Source organism: Flavobacterium sp. WC2430 (genome assembly GCF_040822075.1).
In the GTDB taxonomy this organism is placed as follows: Bacteria; Bacteroidota; Bacteroidia; order Flavobacteriales; family Flavobacteriaceae; genus Flavobacterium.
In genome coordinates this window covers 1,835,985-1,855,664 of the sequence record NZ_CP162007.1, presented here as the reverse complement: position 1 = coordinate 1,855,664, position 19,680 = coordinate 1,835,985, and the positions used below count along the sequence as shown (strand labels likewise).

Below are 19,680 nucleotides of genomic sequence, written 5' to 3'. Positions count from 1 at the left end.
ATTAAAACTAATCTTTAAAAATTTTAATTATGGAAAATTTGTGTACTTTACTCAAAAAAGTGGTTCTATTTGGAAGCTTATTTTTTCTCTATTCTTGCAGTCAGGACGAAATGATTTCTACTGATTTACAAACAAACACCTCCAAACCTTTTAATGTAAAAACGAATGCAATGAAGCTCAATGTATTCAAGGGACCTCAAGTAACACTCGGATACGGAAAAGTGCGCTCCTGGATAAGTGTTGATGGCAGTGGTAATCCAAATGAAATTGGAATTGAAATGACCGCTGAAGCTTTATTAAATCCAGAAAGAGACAAAAATAATGCACCGCTGGCAGGTTCAACAATTGTTATTCCGCTACACCTTAAAGCAAATCAGTTGACACCGTTTGATCATATCGGACTTAATTGGAATCCCAATGGCCATGAACCAGAACATGTTTTTGATGTACCCCATTTTGACATTCATTTTTATATGATCTCTCTCGACGAACAACTGGCTATACCAGCATGGTCTGAAAGCACAAATGAACTATTTAATAATTATCCTCCTTTGGGATATATGCCTGCTGATTATTTTACACCTCCTGATGGTGGTACTGCTGAAGCTCAAATGGGAAAACACTGGCTACCGTTAAACTTACCCGATTATTTGCCCTTTAGCAAAATTATGATCTATGGATCCTTTGATGGTGATTTGATATTTGTAGAACCTATGATAACTTTAGAGTATTTACTTTCTAATGAGGAATCTAGACTGAATTATTCTCAACCGGAACATTTTGCAAAAGCAGGTAATTACCCAACAAAATATAATATTTATCATGATGCCAAAACGGGCAGTACTTTTATAACACTGAGCGATTTTGTTATGCGAGATTAATTAAAAAAGAGGAAGCTTTTGATAAGGCTTCCTCTTTTTTTTTACCTTATTTCCCTTTTAATAAATTAACACTTACCGTGGCGATATTAGAATCTGGAAACCGTTTAAAAAATGAAATGTCTGGATACAAACCCGCTTCTGCAGCAATTTTATGCAATACAGGAATTTCTACAATATATTGATCCGAAAATCCATGAGTAGCATCATAAGCAGTTGCAGCCGTTTTCCCTAAATTAGCTGCAGTCAAAGCTGGAGGAATGGTATGTAACTCAATCATTAACAAGCCGTACTTATGCACATAAGGAGACCATTTATTAAAATGCTCTAGTAGATTATCTTCCACTACATTAGTACTAATCCTTTTTCCTCTGTGAGCAAAAGCACCAGTAGATTGGCTATCTCTTTCTGGAGAACGTTTTTTTGGTTCTTCCCAAATGCGGTTGTGATCCAAAAAAGTTCTCACATTCAGCACATCCTTTAAATCAATATTATAATTTCCCAATAAATCTTCGGCAAGCACATCTGGCCTACCGATATCACCCCAAATGACTTTAGCCCAAATATCCGCTTTTATTAAATTGGCTCGCGTTACTTTCAAAGCAGCTTGATTGTAATCAACACCTATGAGAAACAAAGGGTAGTCATCAAGTATTTTCCCTCGAAAGGTTTGCCTTTCGATAACATTAAAAATATGTTCTAAGAAAGCACCATTGCCACAGCCCATATCTAAAATTCCTTTGGGTTGATCTTCTATTGGTAAATTAAACAATTGAATAATAATCTCATCGACAACCTTGAAGTAACTGTCATGAGCTCCACCGCTACCCCATACATTCATTTCACGGTCTACATGAATTTCGTCCTCCCCATCACTTGTATTTCGCAAAACATTAGGATTACCAAAAAGCAAATCATCCATTTTACTAAATGTAGGCAAATAGGAAACGGTTACTCCATAAGCAGATGCTCTTTTGGCAAAAAACAAACCCGTTTCTGTAAATTGATAATTCCCGTTTTTTTGGGTAAACCAACCCAAATAAGTTAAAAAATCCAGGATGACTTTAAAATTTTCTGGTGTTTTATGAAACTCTTCTGGTCGGAATGAGATTTCCATAAAATACTTATGAAACATTCCGCTCATTCCTAGTCTGACCAAAGTAGGACCAACTAATACCCCTTCAATATGCATCAATATTTGATGTTGTACTTCCTTGATTTTGGAGTCTTCTGAAAATACTAGATTGTAGTTTTTTTTATATTTTTCAAAAATGACTTTCAGCCTTTCAAAAGGAGCTTCTTCAAATAACCTAGGATGAAATTGCATCGAAAACTGTAACAGGTCAACCACATCCTCATAAAGGTCAAAAAAGGAAAAGGCAATTTCGCTTGTATCAGTCAAGCTAAATTTAATTTCATCTGTAGTAGTATTGATATGGTATTTAAAAAAACCTTGCGAACATAAAACGCGCAAACCTATATTGAGATACCCTTCATTAGCCGAAAAATGATTGGTAAGATCTGCTAAACTTGCCTCCTTTTTATCCATCAAAAAAGCCAAAACTCCTTTTTTATGCAAAGAATAGGCTACTGGCGCAGTTACCAAACCATCTAAATGTCTAAAAATTGAACCACGCAGAGTAACTTTATCAATCATAAAAAGAAAATTTAAAATGAGTAGAACTCAGTTCTTATTGCAAATGAGGTACTCAAATATATAAAATTTCAATCGAACAATTGGGATAATTAGAATCTATATTGCTGCTATTACTTTAATTGAATTTGCCTTTTGGCTTCGCCAATTACAAATGCTACTGAATTGGCAATGTTGAAACTACGGATATTTGTTGACATCGGAATTTTTAAATGATTCTCGAATTGGGCCAAAACTTCTTTACTCAATCCCTTACTTTCTTTTCCAAAAACCAACCAATCACCATCTTGAAAATCAATTTCCAAATACGATCTTTCGGCATGTGAACTCATTAAGAAAACTCTTGATGTATCTGGAACTATTGACTTCCATTCGGCTACATTTTGATATTGCGTTACATCAAGATGTACCCAATAATCAAGTCCCGAGCGTTTTAAATTTTTATCATTAATTACAAATCCAAAAGGATGAACTAAATGCAAACGACTTTCCGTTCCTACACACAAACGGCCAATGTTTCCAGTATTATTAGGTATTTCGGGCTCAACTAAAACAATGTTCAACATTAGTAATTATTTAAAGATTGAAAAATTAAAAGATTTAAAAGATTAAAGTATTAATCTTTGGTATTAAAATCGGAGACTTCTATTACATCACCAGATTGTAAGTTGTCAAGATGTACATTCCCTATACGAACACGAACCAATCTTAAAGTAGGAAAACCTACAGCAGCAGTCATTTTACGTACTTGTCTAAACTTTCCTTCATTGACCGTGATCGAAGCCCAAGAAGTTGGACCATGACGTTCGTCACGAATTTTTTTCCCTCTAAGTCCAAAATTAGGTACTTCATGAATCAAACTGGCATTGCATTTTTTAGTAATGTATTTTGTCCCGTTGAAACCTATTTCTACCCCTTCTTTCATCAGGTCAACGGCGCTCTGAGTGATTACACCGTCCACTTGTACATAATATTCTTTATCTACTTTTTTAGATCGTATCATTTCGCTCATCTTACCATCAGTAGTCAGTAACAAAAGTCCTTCTGAATCTTCATCTAAACGACCAATTGCCATAGTCCCTAATGGAAAATCGTACAATTCCCCTAAGAGTTTCTTTTTTCTTTTCAACTCATAAATAAACTGACTTAAATAACCGTAGGGTTTGTGGAGGATAAAGTGTTGGTGGGGCATACTATTTGAACTATTTTATGCAAAAATACATTTTTAAATTGTCTGATATCAATTTTTAGGAATCTCACCCTTCTTTTGCTACTTTTACTATTCATAAAAAAAACCTTTCATGTCAAATATGCTTCCTTTTTTGTTTCTATTTATTATTGCCCTTGCTATAGGAGTCTTCATAGGAAAACTCATTTTCTCCGCTCGCTTTCAGTCTGAAAAAATCAGTTTAGAAGAAAAACTGATTGCTTTAAATTCTCACTTTGACCAACAGAAAGAACAATATTTAAATGATCGTACTACATTCGAAAAACAACTTCAAACTAGTTCGTTAGAAAAAGAAACCATTCGAAATGAAAAAGACAGTTTAGCGATTCAGCTTTCAAAAAAAGAAGTGGATTTCGAAAATCTTTGGGAACGCAATAAAGAACAAAAAGAAGAAGTAGAAAAACTACAAGAAAAATTCACCAAAGAATTTGAGAATCTGGCAAATAAAATATTAGACGAAAAATCCAATAAATTTACAGAACAGAACAAGGAAAATATGAAAAACATCTTGTCTCCTTTGCAAGATAAAATTCAATTATTTGAGAAAAAAGTCGAAGATACCCACAAAGAAAGTATTGATTATCATGCGGCTTTACGCCAACAAATTCTGGGCTTACGTGAAATGAATATTCAAATGAGCAAGGAAACCATCAATTTGACCAAAGCCTTAAAGGGTGACAGCAAAATGCAAGGGAACTGGGGCGAACTCGTTTTGGAGCGTGTACTTGAAAAATCTGGATTGGAAAAAGGTCGTGAATATGAAGTACAACAAGCTTTTACTACGGAGGAAGGAAATCGTGTTTTCCCTGATGTTGTAATCAATCTCCCTGATGGTAAAAAAATGATAGTCGATTCTAAGGTTTCTTTGACTGCTTATGAAAAATACATTAACGAAGAAGAGGATGATTTAAAAATTGGTTATTTAAAAGAACATGTCAATTCCATAAAACGCCATGTAGAACAATTAGGCAATAAAAATTATCAAGATTTATACCAAATAGAAAGCCCTGATTTTGTGTTATTATTTATACCAATAGAGCCCGCTTTTGCTATGGCGCTCAATGAAGACACAACTTTGTACAATAAAGCATTCGAAAAAAACATTGTTATCGTAACACCAGCTACTTTACTTGCAACCTTACGTACTATTGACAGTATGTGGGCCAACCAAAAACAACAAGAAAATGCTTTTGAAATTGCGCGTCAAGCGGGAGCACTATATGACAAATTTGAAGGTTTTGTTGCTGATTTAATTAAAATTGGTAAAAAAATTGACGAGAGTAAAACGGAATATAGTGGTGCCATGAATAAATTAGTAGAAGGAAAAGGGAACTTGATTACCAGTGTAGAGAAATTGAAAAAAATGGGAGCCAAAGCTAAAAAGTCACTTCCAGAAAGCATCATAAATAGAGCTGAAAAAGACGAAAATCAACTATTAAACTAGAAAAAATGAAAAAATTTTTAGGCATTCTTGTAGCAGTAATCATACTATCAATCATTAGTTATTTTACTTTTTTATACTACGCAACCTATAGCGAAGGTGTTCGATCTGGTGAGCTAATTAAATTTAGTCATAAAGGAATGGTTTTCAAAACTTGGGAAGGAGAAATTAGTCAAGGCATTTCAGGTGCTCAAATATTCGCATTTTCGGTTTTAGACAAAGACAAAAAAGTAATTACAGATTTGCAAGAGATGGAAGGACAATATGTAAAAGTATCGTATATCGAACGTTACAAAACATTTCCTTGGTGGGGTGATACTAAGTATTACATTGTAGAAGTCAAGAAAGAAACCTCCCCTTTTAAAATTAAATAAAACATGCATAATACTTTCAAAACAGTCGCATCATCAGATATTACAATTTCTGAATTAATGCTTCCATCGCACACAAACTTTAGTGGTAAAATACATGGTGGCTATATCCTTTCTTTACTCGATCAAATTGCCTTTGCTTGCGCATCTAAATTTTCAGGAAATTATTGTGTAACAGCATCAGTAGATACCGTAGATTTTCTAAGACCTATAGAAGTTGGTGAATTAGTCACTATGAAGGCAAGTGTCAATTATGTAGGTAAAAGTTCCATGATTATAGGAATTCGAGTAGAGTCTGAAAACATTCAAACAGGAACTGTTAATCATTGTAATTCTTCTTATTTTACGATGGTTTCTAAAGATAAACATGGAGCAAATGCAAAAGTTCCAGGTCTTATCCTTTCCAATTTAGAGGAAGTGCGTCGTTTTTGTAATTGTTTGAAACAAATCTCCTTAAAAAAGGAAAAAAATCGTCATGAAGAGGTGTTTAATTATAGCTCTATAGAAACATTAGCAAGTTTGGAAAAATACAATGTTCAAATCGAACTAAGCTAATTAACTGATTACAAACACTTAACCATTTGTAATTATTTTTCTTTTACTTTTCAGAATATTAAAATCAATTTAGTTCCTATTTCTCACCAATTAACCATTTGAATATAGTCAAAATTCGGCTGATTTTTCGTAACTTTAGGTAGAACAATATAGGACAAAACCTATGAAAAAAACGCTACTCTTACTCGCTTTGTTTATAGCAACCAACCTACATGCTCAAGAAAAAATGACTTCTACAAACGGAATCATTTCCTTTGAGGCATCAGTACCTTTTTTTGAAAATGTAGAAGCAAAAAACGAGACCGTAAATTCCTATTTAAACACAAAAAAAGGTCAAGTATCGTTTGTCGTTTATATTAATATGTTCCACTTTCAAAGAAGTTTAATGGAAGAGCATTTTAATGCTAATTATTTAGAAAGTAAAAAATATCCAAAAGCAACTTTTAAAGGTGTAATTGAAAAATTCGAAATAAAAAATATTGATTTTCATACGAATGTATATTACATAAGTGGGAAAATAACTATCCACGGAAAATCAAAAAACATAAGAGTGCCTGCTAAAATCAAAAAACTAGGTAAAGGTTTAGAACTACAATCCAATTTTACAATAAACACAGATGACTTCAATATTGCTATTCCCTATATCGTGAGAAATAAAATTTCTAAAGAAGTTACTGTTGCACTATATTCTGTTTTACAATAATACTGTTAAGGCAAACAAATTTTTATCGTTTCTTCTAAATTTTTATGCTCGAAATAAAAGCCAGTACTTTCTATTTTATCTGAAGAAACCCTTCTACCAGTCAAAACAATCTTAGCCATTTCACCCATCATTATTTTTAATACAAATGCAGGAATATTAGGTAGCCAAAGAGAGTGACCGCATAGCTTAGCTAAGGTTTTCGAAAAAATAGCATTGGTTGTATCGTCATTGATAGCCGCATTATATGACCCTTCCATTTTTGGATTAATAATAGCCTCCAGATAAATTCTACAAAGATCACTAACATGAATCCAAGGCATATATTGTTCTCCAGAGCCTAAAGCTGAACCTAAATTCCATTTAAAAAGGGGAAGTAACTTATTTAAAAAACCATCATTTTTACCCAATACTAAACCTGTTCTAATTTTTACAGTTCTGATTCCTAAATTTCCAACACGATCCGCTGCAGCCTCCCATTTTTTACAGGTAACTCCCAGAAAATCATTAGCGGGTAGCGTTTTTTCAGTACAAATGGCTCTCCCATTTATCGCTCCATAAATACCAATTGCAGAGGCTGAAATAAAAGCTTCCAGTTTTTTATCCTTCTTTTTTAGAACCGAATAAATCAATTGTAGGGATTGTTCTCTGCTATCAATAATCTCCGCTTTCCTTTTAGGTGTCCATCTTTTTTCGGCAATATTCTCTCCCGCTAAATGAATAATATAATCTGCATTAAGAACTGCCTCCTCTTCTATTTTTTGTTGGCTAACATCCCAAGTATAATAAAAGACATCCGCAACATTCTCTTTTTTACTCCTACTCAAAATAGAAACTGTAAATCCATTTTCAATTAATAAATCGGTCATGTGTTTCCCAATAAATCCAGTTCCTCCAGTGATTAAAACATTTTTTTTCATGGCCGTTCAGCTTTAATTATTTTATAATAAAACAAATATACGAAATAATTTTGTTTAAGTTTAACAGTATTTCGTTAAACAATACTTATCTTTATAATCTAATTTGAAATTTTCAAGAAAATGGCAACAAAAAAAACAGCACTTAGTAAAGATAAAATAGTTTCTATGTATATGGAATATACTTTAGAAAATAATGAAAAGCCAAAATCAGTTTATCAGTTTATGAAATTAAATGGCTATTCAGAAACTGAATTTTACGCCTTTTTTGGAACTCTAGAAGGAATCGAAAAAGAAATATATGTGTTATTTCTGCAAAAAACGGTTGAACTTTTACACAAAAACAAAGAATACGAAACCTATGATATGAAAAGTAAAATGCTTAGTTTTTATTTTACTTTCTTCGAATTATTAGCTGCTAATCGTTCTTATGTCGTTATGAGTTTGAAAGAACACCAAAATCAGTTAAAAAATTTGATGCAATTATCAGAATTAAGAGTTGCTTTCAAGGAATACGTAACTACAATTATCACTGATGAATATCGCATTAAAAACGAGAAAGCACAGGAATACCAAGAAAAAGCCATAAGCGAAGGTTCTTGGTTACAGTTATTGATGACTTTAAAATTTTGGCTGGATGACGCCTCGCCTGCTTTTGAAAAGACAGATATTTTCATTGAGAAATCGGTTAAAGCCACTTTTGAATTAATGAATATCAGCCCTATTGAATCACTAATCGATTTTGGAAAATTTATTTTCAAAGAAAAAATACAAGCCAAATAAATGAAAACAATTGATTATATCCCAACCTCTAAAATAGAAAGAGCGACGAAACTGGTGCAAACTGGTGCTAAAGTAGGCGTTAACTATTTAAAATATTACGGCGAAAAAATGGTGAATTCCGATTTGACACGTGACAAATTAAATGAAGACAATGCCGAAGACATATATGATGGTTTAAAAAGCCTAAAAGGAAGTGCACTTAAAGTAGCGCAAATGTTAAGTATGGATAAAAGTTTCTTGCCTCAAGCCTATGTAGAGAAATTTTCTTTGTCTCAATTTTCTGTTCCACCACTTTCGGCACCTTTAGTCTTGAAAACGTTTAGAAGTAATTTTGGAAAAACGCCTTACGAGATTTTTGACGAATTCAATTCCACTTCTGTAAACGCAGCAAGCATAGGTCAAGTACATTTGGCTATAAAAGACAACAAAAAACTGGCAGTAAAAATTCAGTATCCTGGAGTGGCCAACAGTATCTCATCGGATTTGGCGTTGGTAAAGCCAATCGCTATAAGAATGTTTAATCTTCAAGGAAAAGATTCTGATAAATATTTTAAAGAAGTCGAAGACAAATTGATTGAAGAAACCAATTATTTATTGGAACTGGAACAAAGCCAAGAAGTGGTTACGGCTTGTAGCCAAATAGAAAATTTGGTTTTCCCTAATTACTATCCCGAGTTTTCATCAGATAAAATTATCACGATGGATTGGATGACTGGCGTTCATTTATCAGAATTTAAAAATTCAAATCCTGAAATAGCCAATAAATTGGGTCAGGCATTATGGGATTTCTACATGTATCAAATTCATATCCTTAAAAAAGTACATGCCGATCCACATCCTGGAAATTTTTTGGTCAGTGATAACAATGAATTGGTTGCATTGGATTTTGGTTGCATGAAACAAATTCCAAATGAATTCTATGTTCCTTATTTTGAACTCATCAATAAAGAAGTGATAGATAACAAAGCTCTTTTTGAGAAAAAACTTTTTGAATTAGAAATCCTAAGAACAGATGACTCCAAAGAAGAAATTATTTATTTCACTCAAATGTTTTACGATTTATTATCGCTGTTTACCAAGCCGTTTCAAAGCGATACTTTCGACTTCTCAGACGAAGAATTCTTTAAAGATATTGCTCAATTGGGAGAACGTTTTTCAAAAGATACAAACCTTAGAAAAATGAATGGCAATAGGGGTTCTAAGCATTTTATTTACATGAATAGAACATTCTTTGGTTTGTACAATTTAATGTTTGATTTGAAAGCAACTATTGTAGTAAATGAATATCAAAAATACCAATCATGAAAATAATTCTCACCGAAATAGAAATCGATCGAATCATTGAAATGGCTTGGGAAGATCGAACCACCTTTGAAGCCATACAAATGCAATTTGGTTTAAAAGAACAAGAAGTGATTGACTTAATGCGACAAGAAATGAAAGCGTCGAGTTTTAAAATGTGGCGTCAACGCGTGCAAGGTCGAAAAACAAAACATGAAAAACTACGTGATTTTGAAAAAGGACGTTTTAAATGCAACCGACAAAGAAACATAAGTAATAATAAAATTTCAAAAAGATAGTAATTACATTTTATGAAAAACATACTCATCATAGGCGGAAGCAAAGGAATTGGGAACGCCATCTTATTGGAACAATTAGAAAGTAACAAAGTGTACAATATCAGTCGTACTGTTCCCAGTGTTACGCATCCTAATTTAATTCATTTTCCAATAAATGTGTTGCAAGACAGCCTGCCCAATATAGCAGAAATTGACACTTTAATTTATTGCCCTGGTTCCATTAATTTAAAACCAATAGGAAGTTTAAGCCTAGATGATTTTAGAAATGATTTTGAAATTAATGTCATTGGAGCTGTAAAAGCCATACAGCATTATTTACCTGTTTTAAAAAAGGGAACAAATCCATCCATACTCTTATTTAGTACCGTTGCTGCGAAACTGGGAATGCCTTTTCATGCCAGTATTGCCGCAGCAAAAGCAGGAGTGGAAGGATTAGTTAAATCGTTGGGAGCCGAGATGGCATCGGTAGTACGCATCAATGCCATTGCTCCCACGATTACCGAAACATCCCTTTCGGCAGGAATTCTTCGTAATGATCGAATGAAAGAAAATATGATAGAACGCCATCCTATGAAAGGCTATCTAAAACCAAATGAAGTAGCCAATATGGCTGATTTCTTAATCTCTGATAAAGCAAAATCAATCTCAGGTCAAATATTTGAAATGGATTACGGAATAGTCACTTTTAAAATATAATCACTCCAAATTTAAACCGCAACGCATGATAAAAGAAATGAAAAATTACGAAAATAACGAACAATACAATACTGAAACAACAAATCTATTAGCCGAAAATTACAAAACAATCATTCATGGTTTAGGAGAAGATGTTACTAGAGAAGGTCTGGAAAAAACTCCCGAAAGAGTAGCCAAAGCCATGCAATTTTTAACTCATGGTTACGCATCAGATCCGTTAGAAATATTAAAATCTGCTTTATTTACAGAAGATCATAGCCAGATGATTGTGGTAAAAAACATCGAAGTATATTCTATGTGCGAACACCATATGCTCCCTTTTTTTGGTAAAGCACACGTGGCTTACATTCCAAATGGAAAAATTGTAGGGCTGAGTAAAATTCCTAGAATTGTAGATGCATATGCCCGTAGAATGCAAGTTCAAGAACGATTGACAGACCAAATAAAAGATTGTATTCAAGAAGCATTAGAACCTTTGGGCGTGGCAGTAGTCATTGAAGCACAACACATGTGCATGCAAATGCGTGGCATTCAAAAACAAAATTCTTTCACAACTACTTCCTCTTTTACAGGTGCATTTGAAAAAAATAAAACTAGAAAAGAATTTATTAGCTTGATTTCTAATAAATTAAGTTAATTTAAACAAAAACTATGAAAATTCTCTTAACAGGCGCAACAGGTTATATCGGGAAGCGACTATTACCCATTTTAGTAGCACAAGGTTACGATATAATCTGTTGTGTAAGAGATAAAAACAGGTTCTATGTTCCAATTGATTTAATAAAAAACATCGAAGTTATTGAAGTTGATTTTTTAAAAGAAGAAACACTAAACAACATTCCTAATGACATTGATGCGGCCTATTACCTGATTCATTCGATGTCAAGTTCTGCTGATAATTATGATGAGTTAGAGCAAGCTTCGGCTGAAAATTTTGTGACTAAAATCAATACCACCCATGCCAAACAAGTGATTTACTTGAGCGGTATTGTAAATGACAAATCACTTTCTAAACATTTATCTTCTAGAAAAAATGTAGAAAATATTCTAAGCTCAGGAACTTTCGCCCTTACCACTTTGCGTGCTGGAATTATCGTTGGTTCTGGAAGTGCCTCGTTCGAAATCATTAGGGATTTAGTCAATAAACTTCCAGTAATGATTACGCCCAAATGGCTTAATACCAAATGCCAACCTATTGCCATCAATGATGTACTCGATTTTTTATCTAAATCACTGTTAAACCCCGTCACTTACAATCAAAGTTTTGATATAGGTGGTCCCGATATTTTAACTTATAAAGAAATGTTGTTGGCTTTCGCCAAAGCAAAAAACCTAAAGCGCTGGATATTTACTGTCCCTGTAATGACTCCAAAACTCTCCTCTTATTGGCTGTATTTCGTCACCTCCACTTCGTATAAATTAGCTTCAGCCTTAGTCAGTAGCATGAAAGTAGAAGTGGTGTGTCGTGATACAAAAATCAACGAACTACTACAAGTGCAACCTATGACTTACGAGCAAGCGCTTTTTAGAGCATTAATAAAAGTAGATGAGGACAAAGTAGCATCCAGCTGGAAAGATTCTTTGGTTAGTGGCCGTTTTAAAAGCAATATTTCAGAGTACCTTCATGTACCAAAAAAAGACTGTTTCATTGACCGACGTAAAATGGAAATTATAAATCGGGATTATACCATTCACCAAATCTGGTCCATCGGTGGAGAAACAGGTTGGTATTACGGAGACTGGCTGTGGTCTTTGCGTGGTTTTATTGATAAATTGTATGGCGGAGTGGGATCAAGAAGAGGACGAACTAACAAGCACGACATTCATGCTGGTGATGCACTGGATTTCTGGCGGGTTTTGTATGCCAATAAAGAAGAAGGTAAATTAATCTTATTTGCCGAAATGAAACTCCCAGGCGAAGCTTGGCTAGAATTTAAAATCATTGGAAATACGTTGTATCAATCGGCTACATTTAGACCACGAGGCATTTGGGGAAAATTATACTGGTATGCTGTTTTGCCATTTCATGGGTTTATTTTTAAGGGAATGCTAGAAAAGTTAATCAAATAGTTTTTGAAACATAATAAGTCATATAAGTTTTTTAGCAGTAAAAAAGTTTGTTTTAAACTCACATAACTTATACGTTAAAAAGAAAATCACTTCAAAATCCCATCTTTATAAGTAGCAATGGCTCTATCTCTAGCCATGGCATGATCAACCATAGGTTTTCCATAGCCCAAATCAAATTCAGGAATCCATTTGCGGATGTAGATGCCTTTTTCGTCAAACTTTTTCAATTGGATTTCAGGATTGAATACTCTAAAATAAGGTGCAGCATCGCAACCCGTACCAGCTGCCCACTGCCAATTCCCTACATTGGCAGACAAATCATAATCCAACAATTTTTCGGCAAAATAAGCTTCGCCCCATTGCCACTGAATTAATAAATGTTTACATAAAAAACTCGCCACCACCATGCGCACGCGGTTGTGCATATATCCAGTTTCATTAAGCTGACGCATTCCTGCATCCACCATGGGATAACCTGTAGTACCAGTGCACCAGCGTTTGAAATCTTCTTCATTATTACGCCACTGGATACCATCATAAGCCGATTTGAAATTATGATCCATCACTTTTGGGAAACTATAAAGGATTTGCATGAAAAACTCTCGCCAAATGAGTTCACTCAAGAAAACATCATTTTTATGTACAGCCCAATTGACTAATTTTCGAATGCTTACAGTACCAAAACGCAAATGTGGTGATAAATATGAAGTACTATCTACAGCAGGAAAATCTCGGGTTTCGTGATAATTAGAAATTTGCGTGAGATTGTGTGGCTTTACTTTTATAGTACTTTCTATAAAACCTATTTGTTCCAAAGTAGGAAAATCAAAATTGCTTTTATAAAAATTAGAATAGTAAAGGGAAGCATCAAATTCCGTTACTGGAGCGTTTGCTTTGTATTTTTCTAACCATTTATTTTTATAGGGTGTGTAAACCGTATAAGGCAAACCATCGGCTTTGGTGATTTCCAATTCTTCAAAAATCACTTGGTCTTTATAGGAATTTGCAGTGGCTTTATTTGCATTTAATAATGCACCAATAGCAAGATCCCGTTTCATAGCATATGGCTCATAATCTTTATTGAAAAACACTTCTTGAATATCAAATTCTTGAATTAACGATTGCCAAACGGCTGCAGTTGTTCCTTTTTTTACCAAAAGGGAACTTCCTAATTCTCGAAGCTGGGTATCAATTTTCGAAAGTGATTCGTGAATAAAACCAACTCGTGCATCGTCTTTTGGTAAACTATCCAGAATGGCATCATCAAAAATAAACAACAGAATTACAGGATAAGGCGATTGTAACGCATGAAATAAACCTACATTGTCTTCTAAACGCAAGTCCCGACGAAACCAAAAAACAGCTACTGATTGCTTGGTCATTATTTTGAATTAAAAAGTTGATCGACCATTTTTACTCGGTGAGCAAAAATTTCGTTTAGTTTTCCTTTTACGACAAGCGTATTCATGATGCGTCCTAAAATTCCTAATGGCAATCCATAATGCACTACATCAGTCATTTTTACTCCATTTTCGGTAGCTTCAAAAAAATGCTTGTGGTGCCAAAACGCATAAGGTCCAAAACGTTGTTCGTCTATGAAATAGCTATTGTCTTTTACCTTGGTAATTTCGGTTACCCATGCTATTTTAATTCCTGCTAAAGGCGATACTTTATACTGAATAATTTGGCCTGGATACATGCTTTTTCCATCGTAATCAGTGATTTGAAACCCCATGGTTTCAGGTGTGATCTTTTGAAGGTTTTTAGGGCTGGAGAAAAAAGCCCAACATTCTTCGATAGTAGCATTGACGTGTTGAACGGATTCTTTTTTATATAATTTCATGGTAAATAATTCTTTAAATGCTATGGTTCGCGTGAGGGATTGCAGGCGATATCCTCGCAGTCCCGACTTTTCGGGACGGAGAGATAAAGACGTAAAGCCCGACCCGCTTTTTTTTGCGGGTCACGCCAAAATAATTTTACATTTTATAATATTTGAAAGGAACAAATAGCATCCCGAAACACTCTCCCTCTTCCTTTCCAAGATGTTTGTGGTGTACTTTATGGGCTTTTCGCAAGCCAACTAAATATTTATTTTTGGTGTTTTTGAACCACTTAAAACGTTGATGAATTAAGACATCATGAATCATGAAATAGCAAAACCCATAAGCGGTAATTCCTAGGCCTATGAAGAATAAATAATTGATTCCGCCCTCGACACCATAATAAAAAAGAACAATGCTAGGTACAGCAAAAATGACAAAGAAAATATCGTTGCGTTCAAATGGATGTGCATATTTTGGCTGATGATGATCTTCGTGAAAATACCACATCAAACCATGCATAACGTACTTGTGTGTGAGCCAAGTGACGCATTCCATGATGAGAAAAACACTTATAAAAATTAAAAAAGAGATCATTGTTTTTTTATTTAGAAGTACTAGACTAATTTCAATTTATAGGTTACAAATGATTGTGCTAGCAGTCCGGCTTTGGTATAATTAGAAACTCGGATTCTTGCACTCCCAATTTCGTGATAAGGTGTTTTTTCCAATTTTTTGAGTAGTTTTTTATAATACACAAAAGCGGTATACACACCAAATTTAGCTTCAATAGGCAATTTTACAATCCCTTGATACGCTACTTTGAAATCTTCTTCAATTTCTTTGATAATAGCTGTTTTGTCTTTTTCGTCAAAAGATTTTAAGTCTACACCTGGGAAATAATTACGGTTTAAAACCAAATTATCATCTTTTAAATCTCGAAGAAAATTCACTTTTTGGAAAGCTGATCCTAATCGCATGGCTTCCCCTTTTAACTGCTCATAACGGACTGCATTTCCTTTCACGAACACTTTGAGACACATCAAACCCACCACATCGGCTGATCCGTAAATGTAGTCTTCGTATTCATCCTGCGTTTCATAATCTGATTTTACTAAATCCAGTTTCATACTTTTCAAGAAAGCTTGAATGAGATCATCTGTAATATTATATTCTTTTACCGTATGCTGAAATGAATTTAAAATAGGATTTAAACTGATTCCAGCTTTGTACGATTTATAATATTCTTTTTCGAAATCATTAATCAAATCGGCTTTATCAAAACCATGAAAAGAATCAACAATTTCATCAGCAAAGCGCACAAAGCCATAAATACTATAAATAGCATCTCTGATACTTGGTGACAGCATATATACTGCTAATGAAAATGAAGTACTATAGTTTTTTGTAACTAGTTTACTGCATTTGAAAGAGACATCATCAAATAATTGCTTCATAATAGTATTCTTTAATTTGCTTTTTCTATTAACTCAGATACTAATTTTCCGGAAATTAGTGCAGGTGGAACTCCAGGTCCTGGAACAGTTAATTGCCCTGTAAAATAGAGATTGTTTACTTTTTTACTTTTCAATTTTGGTCTTAAAAAAGCCGTTTGCAATAAAGTATTTGCCATTCCATAGGCATTGCCTTTGTATGAATTGTACTCAGATACAAAATCATTTTTGCAAAAGGATTCCTTAAATATAATATTTTTTTTAATGCTTTGCTGTGTTACGCGTTCAAAACGATCCATGATTTTATCAAAATATTCCTCCCTTAATTCTTCTGTATCTTCTATTCCAGGCGCCAATGGTATCAAGAAAAAACCCGTTTCCATTCCTTCTGGCGCAGCGGTTTTGTCTGTCAGTGAAGGGAAATTAGCATAAAACAATGGTTCTTTAGGCCATTGTGGTTTGTCATAAATATCAGCTGCATGTTGCTTAAAATCTACATCAAAAAATAAAGCATGATGTGAAATGTTTTTTATTTTTTTATTAAAACCCACATAGAACAATAGTGACGAAGGTGCAAAAACTCGGCTTTCCCAATATTTTGCTGAATAGGCTCTATGTTCCTTATCTAATAAAGTTTCGGTATGATGATAATCAGCACCACTTAAAACAATATCTGAATCGATGCGCTCACCATTAACAATAATTGCTTTGGCTGTTTTATTTTCGACAATTATTTTTTCAATGTTTCCATTAGTATGAAAAGTAACTCCTAGTTCAAGTGCTAAACTTTCCATTGCTTTAACCACGTCAAACATTCCTGTTTTGGGATGCCAAGTTCCAAGACCAAAGTCGGCAAAATTCATAAAACTATAAAATGAAGGCGTATCTGACGGTTTAGCTCCTAAGAACAAAACGGGAAATTCAAGAATTTGAATCAGTTTTTCATTTTTGAATTTCTTGCGAATATCTTTACTGATATTACTAAAAAAGGCTCCCACTTTCATTGCCGTCTCCACAGTCACCAATTCAAGAGGTGAAACTCCTGGTCGATAGACCAATTCTTTGATAGCAATGTTATAATTACTTTGTGCTTCCATCATAAAGTCATCTAAAATTTGGCCACTTCCTTTTTCAATTTTTTCGAAAGTAGTTTCAATTTCGATTAGATTATCTGCAATTGCAATAAAATCATCCACTCCATAATATACGCGATACGCTGGAGAAAGTTTTATGAGCTCGTAATAATCAGAAGTTTTTTTTCCAAAATCGGCAAAAAAACGATCAAAAACATCAGGCATCCAGTACCAACTTGGCCCCATATCAAAGGTAAAACCTTCTCTTTTTAACTGCCTTGCCCTACCACCTATTGAGGCATTCTTTTCAAAAACGGCAACCTGATGACCCATCTTTGCTAAATAGCAAGAAGCAGACAATGCAGCGAAACCCGAACCTATAATTGTAATTTTCTTTTTCATTTGTTTAGCAAATATACAAAATGTTTAAACAAAATATTAAATTTTATCTACTAAATCTGAAATAGAATTAAAAACAACAACTTTATCATCACGCTTTTCCATATGGATAAATTCGGCTAGTCGACCAATATACCAAAGTGACGTATTCTCGTCAAGTAACTGAGCTATCATTTCGTCAACATATTCATTAACTATGTTACGCTCTGGTTGTACAGTGAAATAAGATAAAAAGACTATTGATTCAAAATGTTTTTTGAGGTCCTTCAAGTTTTCTATTGGCATACTCTCACCAAGATAGATTGCTTTATAACCCTGTAGCACTATTTCATAGTTGATATACATTAAACCTAATTCATGTATTTCATTCATTGGAAGAGATAGGACAAAGACCTTATCGGTTTTAGAAGGTTTTTGCGTTTGCACTTTTTCAATATTTATAACTAATTTTTGTTTTATTAAATAGCTGATAAAATGCTCATGCGCAGGAGAAATAGTATCTGTTTGCCATAACAAACCCAGTTCATTCATAAGGGGAATAAATACTTGATGGAAAACTTCTTTAAATGACTTCTCGGCTATTAACCAATTGTATGTATTAAAAAAAAGCTCTTGATCGAAATTCATCATTGCCATTTTAAAAGCACTGATTGCATGATTTTTAGCATTTTTAGAAGAAGTTATTTCGCGTACAAGTGATGGGATTTTTTCTTCAGAATAGGCCGCGATTTTAGAAATTTTATAGCCGTGATCATGTAACAAAGTAATATTTAATAGCTTTTGCAAACTAGCTAAATCATACAATCTAATATTAGTATCCGTACGCATTGGCTGTAAAACGTTATACCTCTTTTCCCAAATGCGAATTGTATGCGCTTTAATACCTGAAAGATTTTCTAAATCTTTTATACTAAAAACATTTTTTACATTGTTTATCATTTATTGAAATTTAATAAACAAATATAGCTTAAAAAATTAAATAAATAAGAAAAACAATTATTCCATATCAACCAATTGAAATGCATTCAACTTTTCTAAATTCAAAACTGTTTTAGAATTATCGATACTTCTAAAATACATAGACTCGAACTTAGCACCATAAACGACTTCATCAAAAGTATATGAGGTACGGATGGCAACTGTATTACTAAACATATCATCAAAAGTTTTAATATAAACCAAAATTTCACCACGCAAATTGGCATAATCTTCTTTCGTAAAATTATAGAGTGGACTATCTTCAGTAATAGGGTGAACCAAGGTCCAGCTTAAATTTAGTGCACTTATTTTTTGCAGTTCAAGATCAAGAGAATAAAATCGATTTACCATTTTCCCATTCTCCTCAATATTCATTCCCAATGTAATTTGAGCTTCGGCATCACTAAAATTAGTATTTTTAAAAGGAGTTAACCTAATCATTAAACCTTTGATATCATCATACGGAGCGATAACTGCATTATGCGAAAATTTAAGAAAAGCAGTTGGTCTACTAAATCTACCGAAGAACAATCCCGTCGCAATAGCAAAACTCAACAAGCCAATAAGCGCTTCGGCTGCAGAAAGTGCACTAGTTAAGAAACCAGTAGGACTTATATGGCCATAACCAACAGTCGTAAAGGTTTGCGCACTAAAGAAATAAGCTTTCCCAAATTGTTCCCACTTATTATCTGATAAAGCAATTCCGTCAAGGTGTTCAACGCCAATTCCATAATAAATGGCCGCAAAAACAAAATTAATACTGATATAGAAGGACAAAATAATAGCCATGAATTTCCACGCTGACATTTCTATCATAGTATGATACCAACTGATGCGATGCAAAGCATGCATACCTCGTTTCTCAATGTTTGCCGAACCATTTTTATTTACAAAACGTCCTCCATAGCTACTTGCATTAGTACCAAAACCAGTATTTTGCTTTGCTTTAGCTCTCATATTAATTCTTTCTAATAACGCCATTTACTTGTAATTCTTTGAAAGTAAATTTAAACAAAAAATACAAGTACAATAAACCTATTGCATATTTAAAACAGTGCTTCTTTTTTTTAGCTAACTTTG

22 protein-coding genes are annotated in these 19,680 nt (G+C 33.6%); 11 read left to right on the top strand and 11 right to left on the bottom strand.

Annotated elements, in window-relative coordinates; genetic code table 11:
• Positions 1-29: 29 nt before the first annotated feature.
• Positions 30-881: a hypothetical protein gene (locus AB3G36_RS08100; RefSeq protein ID WP_367757727.1), complete on the top strand. Its 852-nt coding sequence runs from the start codon at positions 30-32 to the stop codon at positions 879-881.
• Positions 882-927: 46 nt separating this feature from the next.
• On the opposite strand, the gene AB3G36_RS08095 is transcribed toward AB3G36_RS08100, so the two are convergent.
• From AB3G36_RS08095 to AB3G36_RS08085, 3 genes are all read right to left on the bottom strand, one after another.
• Entirely contained in the window at positions 928-2,535 is a 1,608-nt protein-coding gene (locus AB3G36_RS08095; RefSeq protein WP_367757725.1) for a class I SAM-dependent methyltransferase, read from the bottom strand.
• Between the two features lie 110 nt (positions 2,536-2,645).
• On the bottom strand, positions 2,646-3,098 hold the full coding sequence (locus tag AB3G36_RS08090) for a tRNA (cytidine(34)-2'-O)-methyltransferase (RefSeq protein WP_367757723.1): 453 nt from the start codon (positions 3,096-3,098) through the stop codon (positions 2,646-2,648).
• 50 nt (positions 3,099-3,148) lie between these two features.
• Positions 3,149-3,724 carry a pseudouridine synthase gene (locus AB3G36_RS08085; RefSeq protein WP_367757721.1) on the bottom strand — a complete coding sequence of 192 codons (576 nt, stop codon included), beginning with the start codon at positions 3,722-3,724 and terminating at the stop codon, positions 3,149-3,151.
• A 109-nt stretch (positions 3,725-3,833) separates the two neighbouring features.
• Here AB3G36_RS08085 and rmuC point away from each other — a divergent pair, with 109 nt between their 5' ends.
• The 4 genes from rmuC to AB3G36_RS08065 all read left to right on the top strand — a co-directional run bounded on the left by rmuC (position 3,834) and on the right by AB3G36_RS08065 (position 6,830).
• Positions 3,834-5,204 carry a DNA recombination protein RmuC gene (gene rmuC / locus AB3G36_RS08080; protein WP_367757719.1) on the top strand — a complete coding sequence of 457 codons (1,371 nt, stop codon included), beginning with the start codon at positions 3,834-3,836 and terminating at the stop codon, positions 5,202-5,204.
• A gap of 5 nt (positions 5,205-5,209) precedes the next feature.
• A complete protein-coding gene (locus AB3G36_RS08075) occupies positions 5,210-5,575 on the top strand; it encodes a 6-phosphogluconate dehydrogenase (RefSeq protein ID WP_367757717.1) in 366 nt (121 codons plus the stop codon).
• A gap of 3 nt (positions 5,576-5,578) precedes the next feature.
• A complete protein-coding gene (locus AB3G36_RS08070) occupies positions 5,579-6,127 on the top strand; it encodes an acyl-CoA thioesterase (protein ID WP_367757715.1) in 549 nt (182 codons plus the stop codon).
• A 163-nt stretch (positions 6,128-6,290) separates the two neighbouring features.
• Positions 6,291-6,830 carry a YceI family protein gene (locus AB3G36_RS08065; protein WP_367757713.1) on the top strand — a complete coding sequence of 180 codons (540 nt, stop codon included), beginning with the start codon at positions 6,291-6,293 and terminating at the stop codon, positions 6,828-6,830.
• Between the two features lie 5 nt (positions 6,831-6,835).
• Here AB3G36_RS08065 and AB3G36_RS08060 read toward each other — a convergent pair whose 3' ends face one another.
• Positions 6,836-7,747: a TIGR01777 family oxidoreductase gene (locus AB3G36_RS08060; RefSeq protein ID WP_367757711.1), complete on the bottom strand. Its 912-nt coding sequence runs from the start codon at positions 7,745-7,747 to the stop codon at positions 6,836-6,838.
• Positions 7,748-7,867: 120 nt separating this feature from the next.
• On the opposite strand from AB3G36_RS08060, the gene AB3G36_RS08055 reads away from it, so the two are divergent.
• Genes AB3G36_RS08055 through AB3G36_RS08030 form a run of 6 tightly spaced genes read left to right on the top strand, consistent with a single transcriptional unit; the run spans position 7,868 to position 12,873 of the window.
• Positions 7,868-8,527: a TetR family transcriptional regulator C-terminal domain-containing protein gene (locus tag AB3G36_RS08055; protein WP_367757709.1), complete on the top strand. Its 660-nt coding sequence runs from the start codon at positions 7,868-7,870 to the stop codon at positions 8,525-8,527.
• On the top strand, positions 8,528-9,832 hold the full coding sequence (locus tag AB3G36_RS08050) for an ABC1 kinase family protein (RefSeq protein ID WP_367757707.1): 1,305 nt from the start codon (positions 8,528-8,530) through the stop codon (positions 9,830-9,832).
• The gene (locus AB3G36_RS08045) at positions 9,829-10,107 is read left to right on the top strand and encodes a TIGR03643 family protein (RefSeq protein ID WP_367757705.1); all 279 of its coding nucleotides are present in this window, start codon (positions 9,829-9,831) and stop codon (positions 10,105-10,107) included. The genes AB3G36_RS08050 and AB3G36_RS08045 overlap by 4 nt, the downstream gene beginning before the upstream one ends.
• Positions 10,108-10,119: 12 nt before the next feature.
• Positions 10,120-10,803: an SDR family NAD(P)-dependent oxidoreductase gene (locus AB3G36_RS08040; RefSeq protein WP_367757703.1), complete on the top strand. Its 684-nt coding sequence runs from the start codon at positions 10,120-10,122 to the stop codon at positions 10,801-10,803.
• A 37-nt stretch (positions 10,804-10,840) separates the two neighbouring features.
• Positions 10,841-11,440, top strand: a complete 600-nt coding sequence (folE, locus tag AB3G36_RS08035) for a GTP cyclohydrolase I FolE (RefSeq protein WP_367757701.1) — start codon at positions 10,841-10,843, stop codon at positions 11,438-11,440.
• Positions 11,441-11,454: 14 nt separating this feature from the next.
• Entirely contained in the window at positions 11,455-12,873 is a 1,419-nt protein-coding gene (locus AB3G36_RS08030) for an SDR family oxidoreductase (RefSeq protein ID WP_367757699.1), read from the top strand.
• 86 nt (positions 12,874-12,959) lie between these two features.
• Here the strand turns inward: AB3G36_RS08030 and AB3G36_RS08025 are convergent, their stop codons facing one another.
• The 7 genes from AB3G36_RS08025 to AB3G36_RS07995 form a co-directional block, all read right to left on the bottom strand.
• Positions 12,960-14,255, bottom strand: a complete 1,296-nt coding sequence (locus AB3G36_RS08025) for a deoxyribodipyrimidine photo-lyase (protein WP_367757697.1) — start codon at positions 14,253-14,255, stop codon at positions 12,960-12,962.
• Positions 14,255-14,716: an SRPBCC family protein gene (locus AB3G36_RS08020; protein WP_367757695.1), complete on the bottom strand. Its 462-nt coding sequence runs from the start codon at positions 14,714-14,716 to the stop codon at positions 14,255-14,257. Before AB3G36_RS08020 ends, AB3G36_RS08025 begins: the two co-directional genes overlap by 1 nt.
• Positions 14,717-14,852: 136 nt before the next feature.
• The gene (locus AB3G36_RS08015) at positions 14,853-15,293 is read right to left on the bottom strand and encodes a carotene hydroxylase (RefSeq protein WP_367757693.1); all 441 of its coding nucleotides are present in this window, start codon (positions 15,291-15,293) and stop codon (positions 14,853-14,855) included.
• Positions 15,294-15,313: 20 nt separating this feature from the next.
• Complete coding sequence (locus AB3G36_RS08010; RefSeq protein ID WP_367757692.1) at positions 15,314-16,153, bottom strand: phytoene/squalene synthase family protein; 840 nt, start codon at positions 16,151-16,153, stop codon at positions 15,314-15,316.
• 11 nt (positions 16,154-16,164) lie between these two features.
• The gene (locus AB3G36_RS08005; protein WP_367757690.1) at positions 16,165-17,625 is read right to left on the bottom strand and encodes a phytoene desaturase family protein; all 1,461 of its coding nucleotides are present in this window, start codon (positions 17,623-17,625) and stop codon (positions 16,165-16,167) included.
• A 36-nt stretch (positions 17,626-17,661) separates the two neighbouring features.
• Complete coding sequence (locus tag AB3G36_RS08000) at positions 17,662-18,561, bottom strand: MerR family transcriptional regulator (RefSeq protein ID WP_367757688.1); 900 nt, start codon at positions 18,559-18,561, stop codon at positions 17,662-17,664.
• Positions 18,562-18,618: 57 nt separating this feature from the next.
• Complete coding sequence (locus AB3G36_RS07995; protein ID WP_367757686.1) at positions 18,619-19,581, bottom strand: ion channel; 963 nt, start codon at positions 19,579-19,581, stop codon at positions 18,619-18,621.
• Positions 19,582-19,680 lie beyond the last annotated feature (99 nt).

Excerpts from the sequence above, each read along its gene's own strand:
- AB3G36_RS08000 (WP_367757688.1), bottom strand. The coding sequence starts at position 18,561 with ATGATAAACAATGTAAAAAATGTTTTTAGTATAAAAGATTTAGAAAAT.
- AB3G36_RS08060 (WP_367757711.1), bottom strand. The coding sequence starts at position 7,747 with ATGAAAAAAAATGTTTTAATCACTGGAGGAACTGGATTTATTGGGAAA.
- AB3G36_RS08090 (WP_367757723.1), bottom strand. The coding sequence starts at position 3,098 with ATGTTGAACATTGTTTTAGTTGAGCCCGAAATACCTAATAATACTGGA.
- AB3G36_RS08010 (WP_367757692.1), bottom strand. The coding sequence starts at position 16,153 with ATGAAGCAATTATTTGATGATGTCTCTTTCAAATGCAGTAAACTAGTT.
- AB3G36_RS08005 (WP_367757690.1), bottom strand. The coding sequence starts at position 17,625 with ATGAAAAAGAAAATTACAATTATAGGTTCGGGTTTCGCTGCATTGTCT.
- AB3G36_RS08100 (WP_367757727.1), top strand. The coding sequence starts at position 30 with ATGGAAAATTTGTGTACTTTACTCAAAAAAGTGGTTCTATTTGGAAGC.
- AB3G36_RS08095 (WP_367757725.1), bottom strand. The coding sequence starts at position 2,535 with ATGATTGATAAAGTTACTCTGCGTGGTTCAATTTTTAGACATTTAGAT.
- AB3G36_RS08055 (WP_367757709.1), top strand. The coding sequence starts at position 7,868 with ATGGCAACAAAAAAAACAGCACTTAGTAAAGATAAAATAGTTTCTATG.
- AB3G36_RS08025 (WP_367757697.1), bottom strand. The coding sequence starts at position 14,255 with ATGACCAAGCAATCAGTAGCTGTTTTTTGGTTTCGTCGGGACTTGCGT.
- folE (WP_367757701.1), top strand. The coding sequence starts at position 10,841 with ATGAAAAATTACGAAAATAACGAACAATACAATACTGAAACAACAAAT.
- AB3G36_RS08020 (WP_367757695.1), bottom strand. The coding sequence starts at position 14,716 with ATGAAATTATATAAAAAAGAATCCGTTCAACACGTCAATGCTACTATC.
- AB3G36_RS08040 (WP_367757703.1), top strand. The coding sequence starts at position 10,120 with ATGAAAAACATACTCATCATAGGCGGAAGCAAAGGAATTGGGAACGCC.
- AB3G36_RS08070 (WP_367757715.1), top strand. The coding sequence starts at position 5,579 with ATGCATAATACTTTCAAAACAGTCGCATCATCAGATATTACAATTTCT.
- AB3G36_RS08045 (WP_367757705.1), top strand. The coding sequence starts at position 9,829 with ATGAAAATAATTCTCACCGAAATAGAAATCGATCGAATCATTGAAATG.
- AB3G36_RS08030 (WP_367757699.1), top strand. The coding sequence starts at position 11,455 with ATGAAAATTCTCTTAACAGGCGCAACAGGTTATATCGGGAAGCGACTA.
- AB3G36_RS08015 (WP_367757693.1), bottom strand. The coding sequence starts at position 15,293 with ATGATCTCTTTTTTAATTTTTATAAGTGTTTTTCTCATCATGGAATGC.
- AB3G36_RS08085 (WP_367757721.1), bottom strand. The coding sequence starts at position 3,724 with ATGCCCCACCAACACTTTATCCTCCACAAACCCTACGGTTATTTAAGT.
- rmuC (WP_367757719.1), top strand. The coding sequence starts at position 3,834 with ATGTCAAATATGCTTCCTTTTTTGTTTCTATTTATTATTGCCCTTGCT.
- AB3G36_RS08065 (WP_367757713.1), top strand. The coding sequence starts at position 6,291 with ATGAAAAAAACGCTACTCTTACTCGCTTTGTTTATAGCAACCAACCTA.
- AB3G36_RS07995 (WP_367757686.1), bottom strand. The coding sequence starts at position 19,581 with ATGGCGTTATTAGAAAGAATTAATATGAGAGCTAAAGCAAAGCAAAAT.
- AB3G36_RS08050 (WP_367757707.1), top strand. The coding sequence starts at position 8,528 with ATGAAAACAATTGATTATATCCCAACCTCTAAAATAGAAAGAGCGACG.
- AB3G36_RS08075 (WP_367757717.1), top strand. The coding sequence starts at position 5,210 with ATGAAAAAATTTTTAGGCATTCTTGTAGCAGTAATCATACTATCAATC.